The organism is Asaia sp. VD9 (assembly GCF_037150015.1).
GTDB lineage: Bacteria > Pseudomonadota > Alphaproteobacteria > Acetobacterales > Acetobacteraceae > Asaia.
Genome location: NZ_JBBCQM010000005.1, coordinates 267,136 through 287,655, shown reverse-complemented (window position 1 = coordinate 287,655; position 20,520 = coordinate 267,136). Strand labels below are relative to the sequence as shown.

26 protein-coding genes are annotated in these 20,520 nt (G+C 58.1%); 12 read left to right on the top strand and 14 right to left on the bottom strand.

Features of this window, described 5'->3' with window-relative positions:
* The coding region (locus WFJ47_RS09000) for a recombinase family protein (protein WP_336762413.1) at nucleotides 1-309 on the top strand (309 nt) is incomplete at its 5' end.
* A 245-nt stretch (nucleotides 310-554) separates the two neighbouring features.
* Entirely contained in the window at nucleotides 555-746 is a 192-nt protein-coding gene (locus tag WFJ47_RS08995; RefSeq protein ID WP_336762412.1) for a hypothetical protein, read from the top strand.
* Between the two features lie 292 nt (nucleotides 747-1,038).
* On the opposite strand, the gene WFJ47_RS08990 is transcribed toward WFJ47_RS08995, so the two are convergent.
* Nucleotides 1,039-1,821, bottom strand: a complete 783-nt coding sequence (locus WFJ47_RS08990) for an NAD(P)H-dependent oxidoreductase (protein ID WP_336762411.1) — start codon at nucleotides 1,819-1,821, stop codon at nucleotides 1,039-1,041.
* 28 nt (nucleotides 1,822-1,849) lie between these two features.
* Nucleotides 1,850-2,026, bottom strand: a complete 177-nt coding sequence (locus tag WFJ47_RS08985) for a hypothetical protein (protein WP_336762409.1) — start codon at nucleotides 2,024-2,026, stop codon at nucleotides 1,850-1,852.
* Nucleotides 2,027-2,119: 93 nt separating this feature from the next.
* On the opposite strand from WFJ47_RS08985, the gene WFJ47_RS08980 reads away from it, so the two are divergent.
* Nucleotides 2,120-3,040 (top strand): LysR family transcriptional regulator, encoded by a 921-nt coding sequence (locus WFJ47_RS08980; RefSeq protein ID WP_336762407.1) that lies wholly within the window; start codon nucleotides 2,120-2,122, stop codon nucleotides 3,038-3,040.
* 463 nt (nucleotides 3,041-3,503) lie between these two features.
* Nucleotides 3,504-3,926, top strand: coding sequence for an alternative ribosome rescue aminoacyl-tRNA hydrolase ArfB (gene arfB / locus WFJ47_RS08975; RefSeq protein ID WP_336762405.1), 423 nt, complete (start codon nucleotides 3,504-3,506; stop codon nucleotides 3,924-3,926).
* Between the two features lie 637 nt (nucleotides 3,927-4,563).
* Here the strand turns inward: arfB and WFJ47_RS08970 are convergent.
* Nucleotides 4,564-5,409, bottom strand: a complete 846-nt coding sequence (locus tag WFJ47_RS08970; RefSeq protein ID WP_336762403.1) for an NmrA/HSCARG family protein — start codon at nucleotides 5,407-5,409, stop codon at nucleotides 4,564-4,566.
* Between the two features lie 98 nt (nucleotides 5,410-5,507).
* On the opposite strand from WFJ47_RS08970, the gene WFJ47_RS08965 reads away from it, so the two are divergent.
* On the top strand, nucleotides 5,508-6,386 hold the full coding sequence (locus WFJ47_RS08965) for a LysR substrate-binding domain-containing protein (protein WP_336762401.1): 879 nt from the start codon (nucleotides 5,508-5,510) through the stop codon (nucleotides 6,384-6,386).
* A gap of 167 nt (nucleotides 6,387-6,553) precedes the next feature.
* Here WFJ47_RS08965 and WFJ47_RS08960 read toward each other — a convergent pair whose 3' ends face one another.
* The 3 genes from WFJ47_RS08960 to WFJ47_RS08950 form a co-directional block, all read right to left on the bottom strand.
* On the bottom strand, nucleotides 6,554-6,907 hold the full coding sequence (locus WFJ47_RS08960) for a pentapeptide MXKDX repeat protein (protein WP_336762399.1): 354 nt from the start codon (nucleotides 6,905-6,907) through the stop codon (nucleotides 6,554-6,556).
* 107 nt (nucleotides 6,908-7,014) lie between these two features.
* Complete coding sequence (locus tag WFJ47_RS08955) at nucleotides 7,015-7,764, bottom strand: molybdopterin-dependent oxidoreductase (RefSeq protein ID WP_336762397.1); 750 nt, start codon at nucleotides 7,762-7,764, stop codon at nucleotides 7,015-7,017.
* On the bottom strand, nucleotides 7,761-8,384 hold the full coding sequence (locus WFJ47_RS08950) for a cytochrome b/b6 domain-containing protein (RefSeq protein WP_336762395.1): 624 nt from the start codon (nucleotides 8,382-8,384) through the stop codon (nucleotides 7,761-7,763). The genes WFJ47_RS08955 and WFJ47_RS08950 overlap by 4 nt, the downstream gene beginning before the upstream one ends.
* A gap of 162 nt (nucleotides 8,385-8,546) precedes the next feature.
* On the opposite strand from WFJ47_RS08950, the gene msrB reads away from it, so the two are divergent.
* The 4 genes from msrB to WFJ47_RS08930 are packed head-to-tail and all read left to right on the top strand — an operon-like array spanning nucleotide 8,547 to nucleotide 11,000.
* Entirely contained in the window at nucleotides 8,547-9,008 is a 462-nt protein-coding gene (gene msrB, locus WFJ47_RS08945) for a peptide-methionine (R)-S-oxide reductase MsrB (RefSeq protein ID WP_062164583.1), read from the top strand.
* A gap of 8 nt (nucleotides 9,009-9,016) precedes the next feature.
* Nucleotides 9,017-9,808, top strand: a complete 792-nt coding sequence (msrA, locus tag WFJ47_RS08940) for a peptide-methionine (S)-S-oxide reductase MsrA (RefSeq protein ID WP_336762393.1) — start codon at nucleotides 9,017-9,019, stop codon at nucleotides 9,806-9,808.
* Nucleotides 9,809-9,838: 30 nt separating this feature from the next.
* Entirely contained in the window at nucleotides 9,839-10,369 is a 531-nt protein-coding gene (locus tag WFJ47_RS08935; protein ID WP_255424179.1) for a sigma-70 family RNA polymerase sigma factor, read from the top strand.
* Nucleotides 10,356-11,000: a DUF1109 domain-containing protein gene (locus WFJ47_RS08930; protein WP_336762389.1), complete on the top strand. Its 645-nt coding sequence runs from the start codon at nucleotides 10,356-10,358 to the stop codon at nucleotides 10,998-11,000. The genes WFJ47_RS08935 and WFJ47_RS08930 overlap by 14 nt, the downstream gene beginning before the upstream one ends.
* 48 nt (nucleotides 11,001-11,048) lie before the next feature.
* On the opposite strand, the gene yghU is transcribed toward WFJ47_RS08930, so the two are convergent.
* From yghU to WFJ47_RS08890, 8 genes are all read right to left on the bottom strand, one after another.
* The gene (gene yghU / locus WFJ47_RS08925; protein ID WP_122049726.1) at nucleotides 11,049-11,933 is read right to left on the bottom strand and encodes a glutathione-dependent disulfide-bond oxidoreductase; all 885 of its coding nucleotides are present in this window, start codon (nucleotides 11,931-11,933) and stop codon (nucleotides 11,049-11,051) included.
* Nucleotides 11,930-12,646 (bottom strand): glutathione S-transferase N-terminal domain-containing protein, encoded by a 717-nt coding sequence (locus WFJ47_RS08920; protein ID WP_222547447.1) that lies wholly within the window; start codon nucleotides 12,644-12,646, stop codon nucleotides 11,930-11,932. The genes yghU and WFJ47_RS08920 overlap by 4 nt, the downstream gene beginning before the upstream one ends.
* Before the next feature lie 106 nt (nucleotides 12,647-12,752).
* Nucleotides 12,753-13,502, bottom strand: coding sequence for a glucose 1-dehydrogenase (locus tag WFJ47_RS08915; protein ID WP_336762384.1), 750 nt, complete (start codon nucleotides 13,500-13,502; stop codon nucleotides 12,753-12,755).
* A gap of 150 nt (nucleotides 13,503-13,652) precedes the next feature.
* Entirely contained in the window at nucleotides 13,653-14,069 is a 417-nt protein-coding gene (locus tag WFJ47_RS08910; protein ID WP_186807680.1) for a carboxymuconolactone decarboxylase family protein, read from the bottom strand.
* 67 nt (nucleotides 14,070-14,136) lie between these two features.
* Nucleotides 14,137-14,811 (bottom strand): peroxiredoxin-like family protein, encoded by a 675-nt coding sequence (locus tag WFJ47_RS08905; RefSeq protein WP_062164577.1) that lies wholly within the window; start codon nucleotides 14,809-14,811, stop codon nucleotides 14,137-14,139.
* A gap of 112 nt (nucleotides 14,812-14,923) precedes the next feature.
* Entirely contained in the window at nucleotides 14,924-16,027 is a 1,104-nt protein-coding gene (locus WFJ47_RS08900) for an alkene reductase (RefSeq protein WP_336762382.1), read from the bottom strand.
* 30 nt (nucleotides 16,028-16,057) lie between these two features.
* A complete protein-coding gene (locus WFJ47_RS08895; protein WP_336762381.1) occupies nucleotides 16,058-16,693 on the bottom strand; it encodes a glutathione binding-like protein in 636 nt (211 codons plus the stop codon).
* Nucleotides 16,686-16,847, bottom strand: a complete 162-nt coding sequence (locus WFJ47_RS08890; protein WP_158625400.1) for a hypothetical protein — start codon at nucleotides 16,845-16,847, stop codon at nucleotides 16,686-16,688. The genes WFJ47_RS08895 and WFJ47_RS08890 overlap by 8 nt, the downstream gene beginning before the upstream one ends.
* A gap of 118 nt (nucleotides 16,848-16,965) precedes the next feature.
* Here WFJ47_RS08890 and WFJ47_RS08885 point away from each other — a divergent pair, with 118 nt between their 5' ends.
* The 3 genes from WFJ47_RS08885 (at nucleotide 16,966) to WFJ47_RS08875 (ending at nucleotide 19,976) form a co-directional block, all read left to right on the top strand.
* Nucleotides 16,966-17,841 carry a LysR family transcriptional regulator gene (locus WFJ47_RS08885; protein WP_336762380.1) on the top strand — a complete coding sequence of 292 codons (876 nt, stop codon included), beginning with the start codon at nucleotides 16,966-16,968 and terminating at the stop codon, nucleotides 17,839-17,841.
* A 718-nt stretch (nucleotides 17,842-18,559) separates the two neighbouring features.
* A complete protein-coding gene (locus WFJ47_RS08880; protein WP_229719793.1) occupies nucleotides 18,560-19,141 on the top strand; it encodes a carboxymuconolactone decarboxylase family protein in 582 nt (193 codons plus the stop codon).
* Nucleotides 19,142-19,202: 61 nt separating this feature from the next.
* Nucleotides 19,203-19,976 (top strand): SDR family oxidoreductase, encoded by a 774-nt coding sequence (locus WFJ47_RS08875; protein ID WP_336762379.1) that lies wholly within the window; start codon nucleotides 19,203-19,205, stop codon nucleotides 19,974-19,976.
* Nucleotides 19,977-20,520: the final 544 nt, after the last annotated feature.

Genomic DNA, 20,520 nt, shown 5'->3' with positions numbered 1-20,520 from the left:
ACCATCCTCGCCGGGTTTGCCGAATTCGAGCGCGAGATCATCCGGGAGCGTACAAGGGCAGGGCTAGAGGCAGCACGGCGTAGCGGGGCACGGCTGGGACGGCCTGCGCGGTTGACCGAAAGGCAGCGTCGGCACGCGGTTGAGCTGCACAAGGCTGGAAAATCTTTGCACGAAATTGGACAGATCATGGCCGTCTCGAAAACCACGATCTGGCGTGCGGTTTCCTGCGGAGGAGAGCGTTCCGGAAACAGGGGTTCGGGGACGGATGACCGGCCCGCCCGGTCGATCCGATTGACACCGACACGATAATGACCGGTTCCGGGACAGGAAACGTGGCGAGGGGCGTTAGGTTTGATGCGAGGGGACAGCTATGGGGGGACTGCGATCTGTCGGCTTTTCGATACGAGCGTTCAAAAGCAGACGTTTTTCCAGGCCCGGCGCGATCCACTTAGCGTGTCGCGCATGTTGCCGGATTGAGCGTGATCACCTGGAAGAAACTTTATTTTCGCATGAAATCTACTTACGGTTATCGTAGCAAGATAAGGATCGATCACATGCAAGACGCCAAAACGCGCCATTTAATGTTTTTCGTCATGATCCCAGCAATCATGCTTCCGTTTATTGGCAGCGCGCATGTGTCCGACTTCGCTAAGGGACTGACCGAAGGTGTTCTAATTGGCATTCAACTTCTGCTTGTCCTTAAGCTGAAGCGTCATAAAATTTTGACCAAGACGCTAGAATCCTGAGCCAGGTCCTCGGTCCCGAAAAGGTCTGAGGACGGCCGATCGAACGCTACGAAACTGCAAAAGGATTGGTGCAGACTGTTTCTCGCGCGCTGCTGGCAACGTCTGCTTCGAACAAACCAAAGATCGTAACCTGACGTCTGCAATGAAGGCGGACGCAGCCGACGGCACCATGTGAAATTGTGCCATTCCGCGCGAGTGGCGATCAAACGGCGGCTTCTGATGCCAGCGCGGCCAGCGTCTAAGTCTGATTTGGTTTAGCGTCTCGGCAGCGCGGCCCGCGCTTCTTCGCTTTTCATGGGTCGGCCCGGTCGGAAAAGTGCGCGGCGAGGCCAGTTTGGCCCGGCGCAACGTGGTTGGCCATGGTGTGGTGATCGGGGAAGTCACCGCCGTTTTGTAACCGGAAAGGAATCGACGCGTCTGTGAACAGCCCATCAAGACGCTTACGCCAAGCTATCTTGATCGCCTGCATTTCTTCCGCCGTGGAAACGCGACCCGCGCCGTAAACCGCATGCGTTGGAAGCACCTCCATGCCGGGGTAGAACAGCGCGCCATGAGTCAAAGGGAACAGCAGTTGCTCGATCGGCCCGTTGATGCCCCGCGGGCCGTAATCGGCTGCTGGGCCGCCAGCCTGCACGTTGACCAGCGCTCGCTTGCCCTTGAGTATACCCTCGCCGAAGCGGTACTGGTTGGAGCCATTGTGATAGCCGTAGGCGAAACCGAAGGCATAGACCCGCTCTATCCAGCCCTTCAGGATCGCGGGCACGCCGTACCACCACAGCGGGAATTGCAGAATCACTGCATCAGCCGCGAGCAGTTTCTGCTGCTCGGCGATCACGTCGGGCGTCTGATGCCCGCTTGCGTAAGCGTGTCCCGACTCCGCGATGAAAGACAGTCGTTCGGGGTTGTTACGCATGGGGAAGTCGTCGGCGTCGTACACCGCCTTCCACTTCATGCCGTAGAGGTCCGAATGAACCACGGTATGTCCCGCTGCCGACAACGTCTCGGCGGTCACGTCGACCATCTGCCGTGTCAGCGAAGTGGGTTCAGGATGCGCGTAAACGATAAGTATGTTCATGGTCCGATGCTCCTACTGTATACGTTGATCAGAGTTCGGCAACGACGTTGCCGGCGTGCCTGCCGCTCTTCTGTAGCCGGACGGCGTCGTTGAGCTCTGCGAAAGGAAAGGAACGGTCGATCGCCGGGTGTCCGTAGACGGCATCGATTTCATCGCAGGCCTCGCAGGGATTGCGATAGGCGTGGACGTTCAAGATGCAACTCATGTCGGCGATGTCCTTCGTGGTCTGTATCTGAGGATGATGCGCCGATATGAGGTATTGTTGAAATCGAATGATTTGTGTGTTGCTATCCACTGAATGGATATCGGATCCCTCGATCTCAACCTGCTTGCAACGCTGGACGTGCTGCTGACCGAGCAAAACGTCACCCGTGCCGCTCGCCGTCTAAACCTCAGCCAACCCGCCCTCTCGGCGCGGCTGGCGCGACTGCGGATCGTGCTGGGTGATCAACTGTTGCTGCCCGGGCCGCGCGGCATGGTGCCGACCGCCCGCGCCATCGCCCTGCGGCAGCCGTTGCGCGCGGCCCTGGACGGCGTGCGCGACGTGGTGGCCACCGCAAACCCGTTCGTTCCCTCGACGGCGGAGGGCACTGTCGCGATCGTCGCTAGCGACTATGTTCAGTACGCCGTGCTGATGCCTTTGGTCCTTCGTCTGCGGAAGGAAGCCCCCGGGATACGGATCGCCTGGCGTACCGCCGACATTGAGGCCGGAATTCGTCCTTTCGAACAGGGCCTTGCAGACCTGTATCTGACAATACCGCAAGATATTCCCGACGGCTTGCGCATGAAGCCGCTCTTTACTGAGAATTACGTTTCGATCAGCAAGGCCGATCATCCGGTCCTGCAGGGTTGGCTTGACCTCGAGACGTTTTGCAGCTTGGAACACATCATCGTCTCGCCCGAGGGCGGCGGGTTCTCAGGACCGACCGATGTCGCGCTGGCGGCCCTAGGACATGCCCGGCGCGTCATGCTTTCGGCTTCAGGCTTTCTGATGGTACCGGAGATGGTCGCCCGCTCGGAGATGGTCGCCCTCGTGCCGCGCCGCATCGTGCAGGGACGTGGCCTTGCGTTGCAGATCCTGCCGCCGCCGATCCGCGTCCCGGGCTTTACCATCGCCATGGCCTGGCATGATCGCACCGCCACGCATCCGTTGCACCGGTGGATGCGCGAGATGATCGCGGTCGTCGCTCGGACAACGGTTTCGGATGTCGGGGTATGATTGTCATGTTATACAGCCAGACGCGATGTCCGCTCTGCGGCTGCCTGCTCACGCCCGCAAGCGTCCGCAAAGAAGGCGGCGCAGCTGTACGGCTTCGAGTACATCGGCGAGAGCCAGCAGTCTCTGAAGTGCGCTTTCTTGTTTATTGTGGAAATGCTTGAGCCGCAGCAAGAGACGATGGTTTGAAGCGGGCACCTGAAAGTTCTTTAATTGATGAAAGTATTCGTGATCACGATGAACTTACCCAAGGGCACCCTAAATTTCTTTTTTTGAAATGTGTATGGCAAAGCCAGTGGGGTTGCTTGTTCTCGATCACGCCCAAATGTGATAGCGTTAGAGGCGTGCTCTGCGGCAGGCGCCTCGGGGAGGATGCGGGGTAATCGACCTCCTTACAGAGGCGCCTGAACGCTTCATACACAGCGCGTGCGGGCATTTCGCGGTGCGATATGCTATGGGGCGCATCATGGCAATTCCCATTCTCCCCGGCCTGTCTCTTGCCGATGACGAACTTCAGATCAGCTATATTCTGGCGTCGGGGCCCGGCGGCCAGAACGTCAACAAGGTTGCGACCGCAGCGCAGCTACGTTTCGATGTCGCGCGTTCCGCGTCCCTGCCTGAACGGGTGCGCCTGCGATTGCTGGAAATTGCCGGGAGCCGGGCGACGCGAGATGGCGTGGTCGTCATCACGGCTAGGCGCTTCCGCACGCAGATCCGCAATCGCGAGGACGCAATTGAACGTCTGACCACAATGATCCGCGAAGCTGCCCACCGTCAGGCGTTCCGGGTTCCTACGCGCCCGGGGCGAGCGGCCCGCGCGCGCCGGATGGACGGCAAATCCCATCGCGCGGGGATCAAGCGCGGACGGGCTGCGCCCCGCGAGGACTGAGCCCCGCGGCCGAATTCGCGAAAGCATCCAGTTTTCGAATACACGCGCTGCAAAGAAACTAGGCGACTGTCCACTCACTCCCGCCGTTAATTTCCATGAAAACAGCTTAGTCTCCGTAATATGGCGCGAAGGAGGAGCGTAGATCATCATCGTCAGAGTACTAATCACACAAACCAGTTTCTCTATTCTGCCTATAGAGAGAGTCGTTCCACATATACTACTATGCTCATTTTTCATGGATACATAGGATTATCTTTCGAACGTGTGGCATCAAATTTTGTGCTCCGGTTTTGAATGCGACTGCGCCCATCATTTCGGGAGAAACGTCCTCGGTGCTATGAACAAATCTTTGCGGGACTCGATCTGAACCCTGGGCCGACCATTCCAAAAAAAACCGATAGTTAAAACTGTCTGGTTCCGCTGAGGAGATCACGCGCTTAAAATTCCTCCGGGCCTGGCTGCATGATAAGCTCGGTTTTCGATACTTTGCGCCCACTGGCTGCACTACCGGTAATAGAGGCAACCGGGAGTCAAAAACCGAAAGAAGCTTGTCAATTTTCAAATATCGGCTTCCTTGTCGCGCTATGCGGCATCGACCGATCCGATCGTCAGACTACGACAGACGTTGGCGGCTATCCTACGCGCGTTGCAGTGTCCACTCCTCGAGTGTAAGCAATGAGGGGCGCTCGCATCGCAGAGCGGGGATATCAGCCTTGAACCCGTCTCGCGCAATCCACTCGAACATCAGACGAAAGTCCTCGGGCAGGCGCGCTCGCATGACAGAGGGAATCGTAAAGCCGCGGCTCGGGCGTATTCCGGTATCGCTCAGAATTGACGCTGCGGCGCGGGCCGTCACGCTATCGCCTGCAAGCTCCATGACCCGACCAAGGTACTGATCAGGTTTCTCGAACGCCTCCGCCGCGAACCAAGCGACATCCTGCACCGAGACAAGCTGCATAGCCTGATCCGGCCTCAGATAGGTCTTCATCATGGAGAGCATGGTGATCCGAAAGATCAGGCTCGAAAAGTTTTCCATGAAGGCCGCTGGACGCAGAACCATAGCCGGCAAGTTCAGTGACGCAATGTGCTGCTCAATCGCCCATTTGCTCTCGAAATGGGGAACGCCGCTCCGTCGCTCAACCCCGCCTGCGGAGCACTGCACGAAGTGCCGCACGCCACTCTTCTTGGCGAGGCTGGCGAGCCTCTTTCCCTGTCGCTCCTCACCGGCTGGACCGATCTTCATGGGCGACTGGACAGATAAAACGCCTTCTGCCCCGTCAAGCGCCAATCGCAGGGAATGTTCGTCGTCCAGATCACCATGAACGAGCTCAACCCCATGCTTTGCCAGAGCGACTGCTTTTGGCGTCTGTGGGCTCCGGACGAGCGCGCGAATGTGCCAATGCCCTCGACGTTGCATCTCGCGGATCGTGGCTCCGCCTTGTTGTCCGGTCGCGCCCGTAATCAGAATGACTGGTTTTGACATCTCGGCCCCCTCAATACAGAGGTACGATAAGCCGTTCCCGTTGGACAGGGCAGGTGCGTCATCGTAGACGTCTTGTTCCATATCTAGAACACGAGCCCATGAACTCAGATGATCTCGGCAGCTTTCTGCGCATTGCGGAGACCATGAGCCTCAGCGCAGCCTCGCGCGTCACGGGAACGCCCAAATCATCACTCAGCCGGGCATTATCCCGTCTGGAGAGGGAAATCGGGGCGAAGCTGTTCGAACGCGGCGCGCATGCCCTCAGATTGACCGAGGCCGGGCGCATACTCTTGATCCATGCTAGACGCGTCATGGACGATCTGAATGAGGCTGCCGCGGCCCTCGATGGGGTGACGGGGCAACCTCGAGGGGTTCTAAAAATCAGCGCAGCAACGACATTCGCAATCGGGCTGGTGGCGCCGATGCTGCCGCATTTTCTGCGAGACTACCCTGATCTGCGCGTTCATCTTGAGGCCGAGAACCGGATCGTCGATCTGGCGAGGGAGGATGTCGACGTGGCAATCCGAATAGGGGCCATGCCCGACTCCGACCTGATCGCCAGCAAGCTGGGCAGGATCGAATTATGGCCCTGCTCGAACCCAGCCTACCTCTTGGAAAGAGGTAGGCCCCAAACGCCACACGACTTGGCCGATCACGAGTTGCTTGGGTGGACCGATCAACCGTCGATCTGGCGTTTCAGGGATCGCTCTGATCGCGAGCATTGCGTACCTGTCGCTGTTCGATCCGTCATCCCGGAGCCCGCCGTCCTGCAGGTCGTCCTTGAGAGCGGGGGAGGTGTCGGGCGTTTGCCTGCCTTCTTGGCAAGCCCTTTAATCGAGCAAGGGCGACTTGTGAGACTGCTCCCCGATTATGAAGCGGAGACGGTGGAGGTACATGCGGTCTACGCCGCGCATCGGAGCCTCTCCTCCAAGGTTCGAGTTTTTATCGATGCCTTGCGTGGACATCTGACACGATAGCTACTCGTATTATCCTATGGGATACAGCTTATCGGCAGCGAAGGCGAAAGCTCTCTGATGTCATCTTTTCTAACGTGCCCCGGCGCTGTTTGACATTTCGCTAGGACCAGAACCCGATTACGCCCCAAAGGGACGACCTGTGGCTTTTGGCCACAGGCGTCTGGCCCTTAGTTCGGCTTTGCCATGTCGCCTTTCGAGTCATTGCTCATCGCGTCATGTTCCATCGGGTCGTGCTTCATCGCACTGCTCATCTTGTTCTTCTTTTCCATACCCTCTGACTTCATCATGCTGCCGTGCTTGCTCATGGACTGCTTCGACATCCCGTGGGGCGCCATTTCGTCCTTCGTCATGGCATGCTTCTTCATGCTGTCGGAGGACATGTCACCGTGTGACATGCTGTCATGTGCCATAGCGCCCCGCGACATCGTCCCTTGTGACATGGTGTTCTGAGCGAAGGCAGGGGCTCCCAGCAGCATTGTCGAAGAGAGGGTACAGGCGAGAGCGAGTGTACGAAAAGACATGATTACATTCCTGGATCGGTTTAAAGGATCGGAAAATGGACACGCCAGCTTCCGATATCTTTTCTTTCGCCTCAGCCTTGCCGCAGGTTACACGCTTGTGTGCTTTTTTATGAACCGCCGAACCAGTCATACCCCTGGTCTTCCCAATATCCGCCCGGGAAATGATTCGTGACCTCGATAGAGGCGAGATATTTCGGGTTTTTATAGCCGAGTTTTGTAGGGATGCGGATCTTCATCGGGGCGCCATAGGCGGGTGGGAGAGGGTTCCCGCCGAAATCCAGCGCCATGATTGTTTGCGGATGAAGTGCCGTCGCCATATCGATACTTGTGCTGTAATCATCAAAACAGCGGAAATTCACATATCTTGCCCGTAGATCGGCCCCGACATGTTGCAGGAATACAGAGAGCGGAACCCCCGACCAATCTCCGATAGCGCTCCACCCCTCCACGCAGATATGTCGCGTGATCTGCCTTTTCTGCGGCAAGGTACGAAACCGGGCGACCGACCAGGGGCTCTTGTCTGAAACAAGCCCGCTCACCTCCAGCCGCCAGGATGAAGTCTCGACGAGCCTTACGTCGCTCTCGTCATAATAGGCATTGAATGGAAAGGGATGTGTGATGCGTGACGGGTCAAATTCCCTTGCGAGGCGCTGACGGCTGAAAAGAAGCGCCTGCATCCGGTCGGTGAAACGTGACATCAGGCTGAGTGCGTGTTCCACCGACGCGTTATCGTCCAGTGCGCAGCCTGACAGCAGGGAAAGCCCACCAAGAGAAAGACTGTTCCGCAGGAAGAGCCTGCGTTCGAGCTTGCGCAACTCAGGCGCGACACCGGCGCGGTCGATTTTCGGCGGGCTCATGATACGCTCTCCTTGTCGCTATCTGGCATGCGTCGCCCGAACACCATGCCCCACAAGGTGGCAGGCACCATCAGGGCAAGCGCGACATGAAGTAGAAGAAAGCCCACAATCAGGCTCATCATGGCAAAATGGATGCACCGGGCAATGTCGTAGCCTCCGAACAACCAGGTCAGCCATCCAAGTTGCACGGGTTTCCAGATCGAGAGGCCCGTCGTGACCGTCAGCACAGCCACCACAAGCACGCCCGTGTAGAGCGCACGTTGTACGGCGTTGTAGTGCCCGGCCTTGTGGGAGAGCTTCAGGCGCACGGCCTGCCCAATATCCCTCACCACAGATCGCGGTCCTGCGGGGCGCAGGTCATTGCGAAAATGCCCGCTTGCGGCGCCATACACAACGTAAACCAGCCCCGCCCCCATCAGCACCCACATGGCAGCAAAATGCCAGGCAATGCCGCCGCCAAGCCAGCCTCCAAGAGTGATGGCAGCGGGGAATTCGAAAGGCAGGATAGGGGAGGCGTTATAGATCTGCCAGCCACTACCGATCATGACGAGCATGGCAAGCGTGCCTGCCCAATGGGTGAGGCGTATGATCGATGCGGGCGCGCGTCGCGATCGTGACATGGCAGTTCGTTCCCTGAGTCTTCTGGAGGCTGGCAGAGCTTCCTTCGTGCGCAGGCCCCTAAAAGTTACGGCACGGAACGAACAAAAACATTGTGGCTGCCCGTAACCTCTGCACGGTGCAGCACGAAGGATGGAGTGAAATTCAGCAAAAGGGCGAAGTTCATGACATCGCGTCGACAATTCTGCCTTGCTTCAGTCTGTCTGGCTCTGTCGGGCCGCGCCTGGGGCGCAGAACCTTATCCCGTGACGCATAGTGCTGCTGAATGGCGGCGCCTGCTCACACCGGAGCAATTCGAGATTCTGCGCGAGGCTGGCACAGAGGCACCCTGGTCCAGCCCGCTCCTGAACGAACACCGACAGGGGCGGTTTGCCTGCGCAGGCTGCGCAACGCCGGCATTTGACTCACGCAGCAAGTTCGAAAGCGGGACGGGCTGGCCAAGTTTCACGGCAGCGCTGCCCCATGCTGTTCAGGAGCGTGGGGATGACAGTCTTGGCATGGAGCGCACGGAGGTACGGTGCGCGACATGCGGTGGTCATCTTGGCCATGTCTTTGATGACGGTCCCCAACCGACCGGATTGCGCTACTGCATGAACGGTGCAGCCCTTACCTTCAGGCCAGTCTGAAAGTTCGCATGATGATCAGAAAAAACGTGCTTGGCATCGCGCTCGCCACATTCAGCCTTTATGGGATTCTGCACGAGGTCGCCTCAAGGGCGTCTGCCTATCCGACCTTGCCTGAGCCCGTTATCGTGGCAAAGACCAATAACGACAAACCCGTCGCGCAGATGACGGCACCCCCCGATGATTCCCGTCCAGGGATGACCCCATCCAGCGTCGTTTTTGCGGGAGGGTGTTTCTGGGGGGTGCAGAGCATATTCCAGCATGTGCGAGGCGTCACGGCTACTCGAGCTGGATATGACGGTGGAGCGCGTGACACGGCCCAGTATGAACGCGTCAGCGAAGGCGATACCGGTCATGCGGAATCGGTTGAGGTCGAGTACGATCCCACCCTTGTCAGCTTTGGTACGCTGATGCGGATATTCTTCACCGTGGCACTGGACCCGACGCAGATCGACCAGCAATTCCCCGATACGGGGCCACAATACCGTTCCGTCATCTTCACGCGCACAGCGCAACAGGCGCGCGAGGCAGAGGCCTATATCGCGCAGCTTGATGCCGCCCATATCTTTACCCAGCCCATCGCAACGCATGTTCAGCCTGACAAGGCGTTTACCGGGGCGGAAAGAGAGCATCAGAATTTTGCCGCGCGTTATCCGCATAATATCTACATCGAGACCTATGATGCCCCGCGGTTGGACGCACTGCGTGCCAGCTTTCCGGCAAGCTGGCGGACAGAGCCGGTCCTCGCACTTTCTACGGCACCTGGGTCTTTACGTATGTCAAATGATAGCGGTAGGAAATGATCTCCGGTCACGCATGAAGGCAGCAGATTTTTGACAGAAGCGGATTGGAGCCGTTGGATGGAGGCCGCGCAGGCAGGAGATGCACAGGCTTATCGCCTGGTGCTGGGCGAGGCACAGGCATGGTTGCGTCGTTTTTTCCTCAAACGCCTGCCGCCCTCAATGGTCGATGACGCCGTGCAGGACACCCTTATGGCGGTGCATGAGAAGCGTCACACCTTCGATCCTTCCCAGAAATTCGGCCCGTGGATTGCGGCCATTGCGCGTTACAAATGGATTGATCGCCTCCGGGCCGCGAGACGTACACAAACGACCCTGCTTGATGAGACGGTGGCTGTGGGCGATCACGAGGAACAGGTGACCACGGCTCATGCATTGGAAAAGCTTCTGGCACAGTTGAAGCCGGGGCCAGCAGAAGCGATCAGGTTGGTGAAGTTGCAGGGTTTGAGCATAGAGGAGGCAGCACGTCGCACAGGGCAATCCGCGACGCTGGTGAAGGTCAATATCCATCGTGGGTTGAGTCGTATGAGCACTCTGGTGATGGGAGGCAATGATGGTGAATGATCCCTTGATCGAGCAGTTTGTAACCGATCTTCGCCCCGTCCGAAGGCGCTCGCTCTGGCGCGATGCCTTGACCCTCGCGGTTCTCGCCGGGGTCGAGATTGGTGCAGTGCTCGGGTTTGGCATGATGCGCCCTGACATGCCCCATGCCATGCACATGATGAGCTTCTGGTGGAAGGCAATCGGGCTGCTCCTGATCGTCGGGCTGGGCGTTGCTTCGGCGCTGGTCTCGCTCGACCCGACGCGTTCGCCCCGGCAGGGGCTGCGTTGGCTGGGCGTGACCGCTCTTGTTCTTTTTGCCCTTGGCTGGCTTGTGGATGCGCTTCAGGCTGGGCCAGAGGTTTTATGGCTCAGGCTTGATCCGGCGCACGGTATGGTCTGTGCACGCAAGATCGTAGAGCTTGCTCTGCCCGCTGTCCTCGCGCTGGGTGTAATCGTGCGCCGCGGCGCACCGGTTGATGTGCGCGGTACGGCGTGGGTCACTGGCATTGCCGGCGCGGCTTTTGGTGCGCTCGTCTTTGCTCTTGCCTGCCCCTTTGATGACCCGCTTTATCTCGTCGTCTGGTATTCATTGGCCTGTGCGCTGGTGGCCTGCAGCACGCGTCTGGTATTGCCGTGGCTGATACGCTGGTAGTTCCGGGCGATGCGGGGTGCATCGCCCGATGCGGCGGGGTGGAAGCGATCAGATCGCGCTGTCTTTCGGCAATTTGTCCTGCGTTCTAAGCTCGAAATCCGAGCTGTCATGGCGTTCGCGAAGCTGGGAAGAGAGCGGGCCTGAGAGCCTGTTCACCATCCGGCCCCGCTGGACAGCAGGGCGTTCGAGCAACCGGGCTGACCACGCCTGCACATGGGAATACTCCTGAACGCTCAGAAACTGTGCAGCATCATTATAGAGCCAGCCTTCAACAAGGCCGCCATACCAGGGAAAGATCGCCATATCGGCGATTGTATAGGTGTCGCCTGCTATATATTCATGCCTGGCAAGCTGCCGGTCGAGAACGTCCAGCTGGCGTTTGGTCTCCATGGCAAACCGGTTGATTGCATATTCGATCTTCTCAGGGGCGTAGGCATAGAAATGGCCAAAGCCGCCGCCGAGATAGGGTGCGCTGCCGACCTGCCAGAAAAGCCAGTTCAGACAGGCCGTACGCGATGGAACATCCCGAGGCAGAAAAGCCGCGAATTTCTCGGCGAGATAAAGCAGGATCGATCCTGATTCGAAGACGGGCAGGGGGGTGCCCCCGCTTTGGTCGACCAGCGCCGGGATCTTGGAATTCGGGTTGATGGCTGTAAAGCCCGATCCGAACTGATCGCCATCCCCTATATTGATCAGCCAGGCATCATATTCCGCCCCCTCATGTCCCAGGGCCAGGAGTTCCTCCAGCATGATCGTCACCTTTACCCCATTGGGCGTACCCAGTGAGTACAGCTGGAGCGGGTGATGCCCTACGGGGAGGTTCTTTTCATGCGTCGGCCCGGCGACAGGGCGATTGGTGCTGGCAAATTTGCCGCCATTCTGTTTGTCCCATGTCCAGACACTGGGCGGTGTATAGTTTTCCGAAGCGGTCATGAGCGCTGCTCCCGATTGTGGATAGGGAAATTGGATGGGAAGAGGGCCCGTTGTGCCTGATCGTCCATATCGGTCTTGAATGCGTGCCTCTTCATGAGCGCCTGTACGCGCGACACGGCCGGTCGGGCATTGATGTCGTGCATGAAGCGAGCAAGTGCAGGCCAGCGCTCGAGCGGATAATCTTCCTTGAGCACACGGGGCGCACGCTCCAGCCAGCCCCAGGCAGACATATCGGCAATCGTGAAAGTATCGCCCACGATGTAACGGCGGTCCGTGAGGTGCTGGTCGAGAACTGTGTAATGTCGTTCGACCTCGCGCCTGTACCGATTGACGGCGTAGTCCAGCCCGGCGGGCGCTGCATGCTGAAAATGCACGGCCTGACCGGAAAAAGGCCCGAGTCCGGATGCGATAAACATCAACCATGACAGCAATTCAGGCCGGTCCGCGGGGGTCCCAAGATATTGCCCGGTCTTTTCAGCAAGATAGAGCAGTATTGCATTGGAATCGAACACGCGTGTTGCCGGGCCCGCAGGACCTTCGGTGTCGATAATGGCAGGCACTTTGCCATTGGGGTTGATCGCGAGAAACGCCGGGTCATGCTGATCACCCTTGCGGGTATCGACCGGTATGGCCTCATAGGGCAAACCGGTTTCCTCGAGCATGAGGGCGATTTTCGCCGGGTTGGGCGTGGGATGGAAATAAAAACGGATCATGATAGCTCACCCTTGCGAAACCATGTCAGTCTGATTGGCAGTATGGGCGGGTCCTGCTGACGCTCCACCGTACTGGTGATCGCAATCCTGTGGTGATCACGGAGCCCTAGACCGCGGCCGCACCACCGTCGACAATGAGGTCAATGCCTGCAACATAACTGCTTTCATCAGAAGCCAGAAAGAGCGCGGCCGCAGCAAGTTCCTCTGGCTGCCCCAATCGCTTCATGGGCACGGCTGCAGCCCATTGACGCTTGACGGCTTCGGCACCTTCCGGCGTATCGGCCTGACTGTCCATGATTGGTGTGTCGAACGGTCCGGGGCTGAGGGTATTGATCCGTATGCCGCGTTCGACCAGTTCGGCCGTCCAGGTTCTGGACAGGTTGCGTATTGCAGCCTTGCTTGCGCTGTATGTGCCATAGCCAGGCACACCCTTATTGGCAGCGATGGATGAGACAAGGATGACTGAGCTGCCAGACCGCAACAGGCCAAGTGCCTTGCTGATCGTGAAATACAGGCCTTTCACGTTGATATCGAACGTCCGATCGTAATTGGCTTGTGTTGCCTGTTCGAGTGTTTGAGGCAGAACGATACCGGCATTGGCGACCAGGATATCGATAGCCCCACGTTCACGCCGTATCGTTTCCACCACGCGTTCGATATCGCCGGGGAGACTGACATCGGCCTGTATAGAGGCGGCCTGACTGCCCAATGCCGCTACAGCCCGCTCAAGCTCGGCCTGTCGCCGACCGGTGATATAGACAAATGCGCCTTCAGCGATGAGACGCGTTGCGATTGCAAGCCCGAGCCCGCTGCTTCCTCCGGTCACAAGGGCCGTTTTTCGATGCAGTTTCGTCATAACTGTTCCTTTTCGAAGGCAGATTGCCGTGAAGTACTCACGAAGCGCGAGAGGGGCGCAGAGAGGTTCGTGAACGCCGCAGGCTGGATGTCATCGGGAGCGCGAGACGAGGCCCGTTCTACCGGCAGGGTACAGTACTTGGGTGAGGGCTCAGAGCAGACCGCGATGGCCTTCATACTCTTCGCTTTTGTCGAGTCCACGCTCAGCAATGATCTTCGCAGCGACAGGCATGACACCGGAAATGGCGGGGAAGCCGACATAAGGGAGCATCTGTATCAGAGCCTCCTCTATTTCCTTCAGCTTCATACCGTGATCGAGCGCAAAACCCATATGGAGGCCGAATTCATGAGGCTGGCGCAGCGCAACCATGACGGTCATGGTGATGAGACTTCGACGCGCCTGATCGAGCCCTTCACGTGTCCAGATGTCCTCGAAAACATGATCGACTGCATACCCGGCTATGGCTGCGCCAAATGTGCCTGACTGTGATGCCGCGATGAGCTTGGCGGATTGTTCGTCACCCATCAAATGGCGAGTGAAGCTATTGCCCATGTCATTGGAGCGCATATTTCTCTCCGTATCCTTAGTGAAAAACTCCGCCCCTGCGCGAGCCGGGGCGGTATGGATGGAGTAATCAGTCGGCCGACTGGGTCGCGTGGCGCAGGGCAGGAAGCATGTCGGCAGGTTCCGGGCGACGCGTATAATCCGGATTGACCTCGGCATAGAGAATGACGCCGTCCTGACCAATGACGAAGCGGCCAGGCATAGGCAGCGTCCAGCTGTCGTCACCATTGAAACCGGGCAGATCGTTCTTGAGATTCTTGTAAAGCTCAATCAGATAATCAGGCAGGGTGAAGCGAAGGCCAAACTGCGCGGCGACGTCATTATGCGTGTCAGACAGGATCGGAAATTGCAGTTCATTCTGGCGGACTGATTTTCGGCTGTTTACCGCAGTTTGCGGGGAGATCGCGATCAGATGGGCGCCAAGCTCACGAAATGAGGGAAGTGCCGCTTCGAGAGCCTGCAATTCCATGTTGCAGTAAGGGCACCACACACCGCGATAAAAGCTGATGACCAAAGGCCCCTTGGCCAGAAGATCAGCAGAAGAGACAGGGTTACCCTCGGGGTCGTTCAGCGTAAAAACGGGTGCCTTGTCTCCGGCTTTGAGGGCTTTTTCCGCAGCGCCGGACGCAACCAGCTCGGCGGTGGCACGGTGCATGGTTTCGATGACGCTATGCGGAACGTTATAGGGGGGCTTTCCGGCTTCGAAATCGGTCTTGAAGGCGTCGAGCTTTGCCTGAAGTGTCATGGGTTCGTTTCCTTGAAATCTGGTGACGGATCTGACGATAGGAGGTCGCCGTGCCGGAGGGATGATGGCAGGTACGACTAATGGTCATTCCCTGGTGGAATAACCGCGGTGGTTATTGCTCTGGTGTCGAGGCGTCGAAGAAGGGATAATCGGTGTAGCCACGAGCATCGCCGCCGTAGAAGGTCGAGCGGTCGTAATTTGTCAGAGCAAGGTCCCCGCGCAGGCGCTCAGGCAGATCGGGATTGCTGATGAAATGCCGGCCGAAGGCGACGGCATCGGCATCACTGGATGCGAGCACGGCTGCGGCACTGTTTTTGTCGAACCCACCTGCCGCGATCAGCGTGCCCCGAAATCTTTCGCGCAGATCACGCGCGGCCACAGGTTCGCTCTCGGCGATGAGTTCCGTGCCCTTGATGCGGGGTTCAACCACATGCAGATAGGCGATGCCGAGCCTGTCCAGCTGCTCCGCCACATAACCGAAGGTTTCTTGGGGGTTGCTGTCTGACATCGAGCCGTAGGTGCCACTTGGGCTCAGGCGAACACCCACGCGGTCTGCCCCCCAGACGGATATGACTGCCTGTGTCACTTCCAACAGAAAGCGAGCGCGGTTCTCGATCGGGCCACCATACTCATCGGTGCGGTGGTTGGTACCGTCCTGCAGGAACTGGTCTGGCAGATAGCCATTGGCGCCATGAATTTCCACGCCATCAAAACCTGCCTGCTTTGCCCTTGCGGCACCTTCCCTGAACTGCTCGATCACCGCGGGAATTTCCTCCAGCGAAAGGGCACGCGGCATGGAAAACGGGACAGGGCCACTGGGCGTATAGGCGTCGCCTTCTGCCTTGATTGCAGAGGGCGCGACCGGGGCTGCACCACCTGGCTGCAGATCAGGATGCGACTGTCGCCCTACGTGCCACAACTGCATGACAATCTTGCCACCGCGTGCATGAACGGCTTCGGTCACCTTGCGCCACCCGTCTATCCGGGAGTCGTCATAGATGCCCGGCGCGCCGGCATAGCCGTATCCTTCGAGCGCAACGGGTGTTGCCTCTGAGATGATAAGACCGCCGGGTGAGCTGCGCTGGCTGTAATACAGCACCATGAGGGCATTGGCCTTGCCAGTATGGTCCGACCGCATGCGCGTAAGGGGTGCCATGACGATTCTGTGGCCGAGCGACAGCGCCCCGGCATTGAAGGGCGTAGAAAGTTTGTTCATGGGAATAACCTCGGAGCGATCAGAAGAGGATCAGTTTGGGGCGGCGAGCGTTTCAACCCGGGCGATACCGCGCTGAACGCCAGGTCTGGCCGCAATCCGCTCGTACCAGCGGGCGATATGAGGGGTGTCATCGAGGGTGAGGCCGGGAAAACTGCGCCGCCAGAGCCAACCGAAATGGGCAATATCGGCGATAGTAAAATGATCGCCTGCCACGAAATCCCGGTGCGCCAGCAAGGTGTCGAGCACATGCAGGACGCGTTTTGCCTCTTTGTCGAAGCGCTCGATCGCGAGAGGCAGTTTCTCGCTAGCGAAACGCTGGAAGAAACCCGATTGGCCGAAGGCGGGGCTCAGGGCAGAGGCGTGAAAGAAAAGCTGCTCGAAAACGCGCGCCCGTTCGGCCCCGGTTGCAGGGAGAAGTCGGCCGGTTTTTTCAGCCAGGTATACGAGTATGGCTGCAGACTCTGTGAGGACGAGCTTCTCATCCCTAGCGTCGTGATCAACCAGTACCGGAACCTTCTGGTTAGGATTAAGCGTCGTAAAGGCCGTGGTACCCTGTTCGCCTTGCCGGATATTGATGCCGTGTAGCGCATAGGCGAGATCGAGCTCTCCCAGCGCGATGGTAACCTTGACGCTGTTGGGCGTCGCGAAAGCGTAGACCTCAATCATGAGCGGTTCCTCCATCAGGTTTTGCAAGGAGAGCGGAGAGCGCCGGGAGAAGGGCGGCGACCATGGCTTGTGGCAGGTCACCCGTGAGCTGATAGGCCGAGATGAAATGCGACACCGGTCGTGTTGATACGGCGTTGGTGAAATGAACGATCATCCTGAAGCCTGCTCCATCCTTCCCCGACGCTGACCGGGTTGCAGGTCTGGTTTGCCTCTGTTTCACTGGGCATGGCAGATGGCTCGATGCGATAAGCATCATTCCCGGGAGGAATAGGATGGACCGATATCAGGCGATGACCACGTTCGTGCGTGTGGTCGAAACGGGTTCATTCTCAGCAGCGGCACGGCAGCTTCATGTCGGTCAGCCCGCTGTGTCGAAAATCGTGGCACAGCTCGAAGCGAGGCTACAGGTCAGCCTGCTCATACGCTCCACTCATGGCCTCACACCCACCGAAGCGGGGCAGGCATATTATGAACGCGCACGCAATGCGCTTCAGGAGGCCGACGAAGCAGAGCTCGCCGCGCGTGGTGCAGGGAGCGGCCTGTCCGGGCGCCTGCGTGTATCGGCGGCGACAACATTTGCGCGACTGCACATCATACCGCGGCTACCGGCATTTCTCGATGCGCATCCGCAGCTCGATGTGGATATTCTGCTTGATGACCGGATGATCGATCTCGTGGCCGAGGGGGTTGATATCTCGTTGCGTATGGGGGCTTTGGCCGACTCCTCGGCGGTCGCACGCAAGCTGGCGACAGGAAAACGTTCGGTGCTGGCCACACCAGCCTATCTGGCGCGTGCGGGCATGCCGTTGGTCCCTGCCGATCTGGCTGATCACAACGCGATCGTTTACAGTCAGCTCCCCAATGTCTGGTCATTTCAAAGGGATGGCTCGGCTGTCTCGGTGTCCGTCGCGGGGCGTCTTAGGGTCAGCGCTGCCGAAGGCCTGCGGGCAGCCATACTCGCTGATATGGGCCTGACCATCACCTCGGACTGGATGTTTGCCCCTGAACTGGAGAGCGGCGCCGTAACGCGCCTGCTTCCGGCATGGTCTTTGCCTGATATCGACCTTTGGGCTGTCTTCCCCACGGGGAGAATGATGACCGCAAAGGCGAGGCAATTTGCAGATTTTGTTCAGGGCTTGATGGAATGAAAGCAGGGTGCCGCCGCTTGGTGCGCATACTCTCTGACGCGATATTGAGAGAGACGCGGGCTGGAGTTGCGATCGCCTTGGATCAGCTATGCTAGAGAAGCAGGTTTCTGATGAATCTCCGGGGGCGGCTCTGCTTCTGATCGATTTGGTTTGCCGTCTGCGACATGCGACGCGCTCAGCAAAGCAGCCTCTCGAAAAGTAGGAAGACTACGAGCGATAACTGTATCTTATGCACTTATTGCAATCATCCATACGCGAAGAATATCGCTGTCCCGACATTCCCCATTTGTCAAAGCGGCCTTGAGATCTCACCCAACCATTCCCCACCGATGTTTACCTCCAGTCGAAGTCTCTGGTTTTGGCGGCCGCGCAGCGTTCGGTGTTACGGGCCATACTCTGACAATCTGCGAAGCAAAATCACTCTCGTGAGACCCATAAGTATACTGAAATAACTGGACGGATCAGTGTGGAGATGAGCACGCAGCCCTGAAAGTGTGCCAGCTGTGCTGAGACGTTGAGGCGGAGTTCGACATCGACAGGTCAATGACGGGTGGCACCTGACTTGATATATTGCTCTCATCGATCCACTACGATCGGGCCCGGCCATTCCATTCAAGAACAAGCGTTATTGCTGTTACCCCGCTCCCCAAGCGAGAGGAAAATACGAAATCTCCGTTTCCTGATTGTCATATTGGCAAGCAAGGATACAGGAGTTTTCATGATGACGACCAATGCGTTCAAGCTGCATGATATCGAAAATGCACCGAAGGCATCAGCAGACATTCTCAACGGGGTACAGCAGGCCTGGGGCTTTATCCCCAACTTGCATCGCGTTCTAGCCGAGAGCCCTGCGGCGCTTGAGGCATACGCTGCCTTGTGGGGGATTGCTGAAAAAACGAGCTTCTCTCCCGTCGAGCGGAATATTGCCTATCTGTCGATCATCTATGAAAACGAGTGCACCTATTGCATGGCAGGTCACACCAACCTTTCGCGCATGGCAAAAGTCGACGATGCGTCAATCGGGGCGATCCGTGAGGGGAAGGCCCTTGCCGACCCCAAGCTTGAAGCCTTGCGCAAATTCGCGGCGCTGGTGACACGCAGTCGTGGCGTCCTGAGCGAAGCTGATGTCGACGCATTCAAGGCTGCTGGCTACACTAATCAGTCCGTACTCGACGTACTGGTACTTGCAGCCACCAAGCTGATCTCGAATTATACCAACCACCTCGCCCATACACCTTTGGACAGCTTCATGGCGGGTGCCGAATGGACCGCCCCGGGCAAACTGCGTGTAGCAGACTGAACACAGCACATTTTGGCAAACGGTCGAGGGAAGTTCCTCGGTCGAGGTGTCGTGGGGTGTCTTGATACGCCCCCGCGCTCATCGGCTGAACCTCAAATTTGTTTATCGGGGGGGCTTCCATTGGATAAGTCCATTCTCATCACAAGCGCGTCGAAAGGCATCGGGCGGGCGGGCGGCAGCGCAGGCGCTTGCTGACGCGAGCTGGCATGTTATTGGCGTAGCCCGTTCGATTGCGGGAAAATTTCCGGGCGAGTTCATCTCGTGTGATCTGACTGATAGCAACGCGATCCGGAAGCTGGCCAGAAATATCGCCAGCCGCAGTAACGTGCTGGGCGTCGTCAATAATTTCGGTATTGCGAGACATGAGCGCTTTGAGGGCGTCACGGACGTAGACTTTATGGCGCTGCTTGGGTCCAACCTCCGTCCGGCGTTACAGATTACGCAGGCTTTGCTTCCAGGCATGCGCGATGCCAAGTTTGAACGCGTAGTAAATGTTGGCAGTCTCACAACTCGCGGATTGCCGTATCGTGCCGGATATGCGGCTGCAAAGTCTGCACTCGAGAGCCTCACGCGGACAATCGCGATTGAATACGCTGCATATGGCATCACAGCGAACGTCGTCGCCCCGGACCCAACGGAGACGGAGCTCTTTCGCGCAAATAATCAGCCTGGTAGCGACGGCGAGGCGCGATATCTTGCAGGTGTGCCTGTTGGACGGTTTGGCCGCCCCGGAGAAATCGCAGCAGCGATTTCTTTCTTCTGCTCAGACCTTGCCAGCTTCATCACAGGCCAGTCGCTTTTCATCGACGGCGGTAGCAGTCTGGGAAAAGGATGATCGATATCGGAAGCGGCTCCGCGAACATACTGAATCGTAGCAGGCGTGAACCAAAATCCGCATAGCTTAGTCTTATATCGTCTTCCCCTGATAGAGTCACTCGTCGGCACGCGTAGTTGAGCGTGGCACGCCTCACGACGCGTAATAATACTATGTCGGCAAAATTCTGACGGTTACGCACCAGGGTGGAGACATGCCTCTGAGGAGGGGATCTTAGGCCTTATAACCCCCTCGCCCCCCCCTACTTCCGATAATGTACGGCGGTTATCGGATGTAGGGGGATGTTTGAAACCTGCTTGGGGGCGGTTTTCTCTCAGTGGGGGAGGGAGGCGAGCGCCCCATCCGCTTTTTCCCCATTGGGCCGCCGTATACCTTGCCGATTGGCGTACGGGCGAACGCTCTCGATCTCGCTGACGCACTGAGGCCGACGCGCCGGATCGATAGCCTACAGGCCGCCGAAAACGAGACCGTGGCGCGTGCGGACATCGCTGCGGCCAGCGCGGCGGCGACAGTAGCTGCTGTTTTGTCTAGCTACGTATGGGCC

Coding starts and splice junctions, on each gene's coding strand:
- WFJ47_RS08995 (WP_336762412.1), top strand. CDS start 555: ATGCAAGACGCCAAAACGCGCCATTTAATGTTTTTCGTCATGATCCCA.
- WFJ47_RS08990 (WP_336762411.1), bottom strand. CDS start 1,821: ATGAACATACTTATCGTTTACGCGCATCCTGAACCCACTTCGCTGACA.
- WFJ47_RS08985 (WP_336762409.1), bottom strand. CDS start 2,026: ATGAGTTGCATCTTGAACGTCCACGCCTATCGCAATCCCTGCGAGGCC.
- WFJ47_RS08980 (WP_336762407.1), top strand. CDS start 2,120: ATGGATATCGGATCCCTCGATCTCAACCTGCTTGCAACGCTGGACGTG.
- arfB (WP_336762405.1), top strand. CDS start 3,504: ATGGCAATTCCCATTCTCCCCGGCCTGTCTCTTGCCGATGACGAACTT.
- WFJ47_RS08970 (WP_336762403.1), bottom strand. CDS start 5,409: ATGTCAAAACCAGTCATTCTGATTACGGGCGCGACCGGACAACAAGGC.
- WFJ47_RS08965 (WP_336762401.1), top strand. CDS start 5,508: ATGAACTCAGATGATCTCGGCAGCTTTCTGCGCATTGCGGAGACCATG.
- WFJ47_RS08960 (WP_336762399.1), bottom strand. CDS start 6,907: ATGTCTTTTCGTACACTCGCTCTCGCCTGTACCCTCTCTTCGACAATG.
- WFJ47_RS08955 (WP_336762397.1), bottom strand. CDS start 7,764: ATGAGCCCGCCGAAAATCGACCGCGCCGGTGTCGCGCCTGAGTTGCGC.
- WFJ47_RS08950 (WP_336762395.1), bottom strand. CDS start 8,384: ATGTCACGATCGCGACGCGCGCCCGCATCGATCATACGCCTCACCCAT.
- msrB (WP_062164583.1), top strand. CDS start 8,547: ATGACATCGCGTCGACAATTCTGCCTTGCTTCAGTCTGTCTGGCTCTG.
- msrA (WP_336762393.1), top strand. CDS start 9,017: ATGATGATCAGAAAAAACGTGCTTGGCATCGCGCTCGCCACATTCAGC.
- WFJ47_RS08930 (WP_336762389.1), top strand. CDS start 10,356: ATGATGGTGAATGATCCCTTGATCGAGCAGTTTGTAACCGATCTTCGC.
- yghU (WP_122049726.1), bottom strand. CDS start 11,933: ATGACCGCTTCGGAAAACTATACACCGCCCAGTGTCTGGACATGGGAC.
- WFJ47_RS08920 (WP_222547447.1), bottom strand. CDS start 12,646: ATGATCCGTTTTTATTTCCATCCCACGCCCAACCCGGCGAAAATCGCC.
- WFJ47_RS08915 (WP_336762384.1), bottom strand. CDS start 13,502: ATGACGAAACTGCATCGAAAAACGGCCCTTGTGACCGGAGGAAGCAGC.
- WFJ47_RS08910 (WP_186807680.1), bottom strand. CDS start 14,069: ATGCGCTCCAATGACATGGGCAATAGCTTCACTCGCCATTTGATGGGT.
- WFJ47_RS08905 (WP_062164577.1), bottom strand. CDS start 14,811: ATGACACTTCAGGCAAAGCTCGACGCCTTCAAGACCGATTTCGAAGCC.
- WFJ47_RS08900 (WP_336762382.1), bottom strand. CDS start 16,027: ATGAACAAACTTTCTACGCCCTTCAATGCCGGGGCGCTGTCGCTCGGC.
- WFJ47_RS08895 (WP_336762381.1), bottom strand. CDS start 16,693: ATGATTGAGGTCTACGCTTTCGCGACGCCCAACAGCGTCAAGGTTACC.
- WFJ47_RS08890 (WP_158625400.1), bottom strand. CDS start 16,847: ATGATCGTTCATTTCACCAACGCCGTATCAACACGACCGGTGTCGCAT.
- WFJ47_RS08885 (WP_336762380.1), top strand. CDS start 16,966: ATGGACCGATATCAGGCGATGACCACGTTCGTGCGTGTGGTCGAAACG.
- WFJ47_RS08880 (WP_229719793.1), top strand. CDS start 18,560: ATGATGACGACCAATGCGTTCAAGCTGCATGATATCGAAAATGCACCG.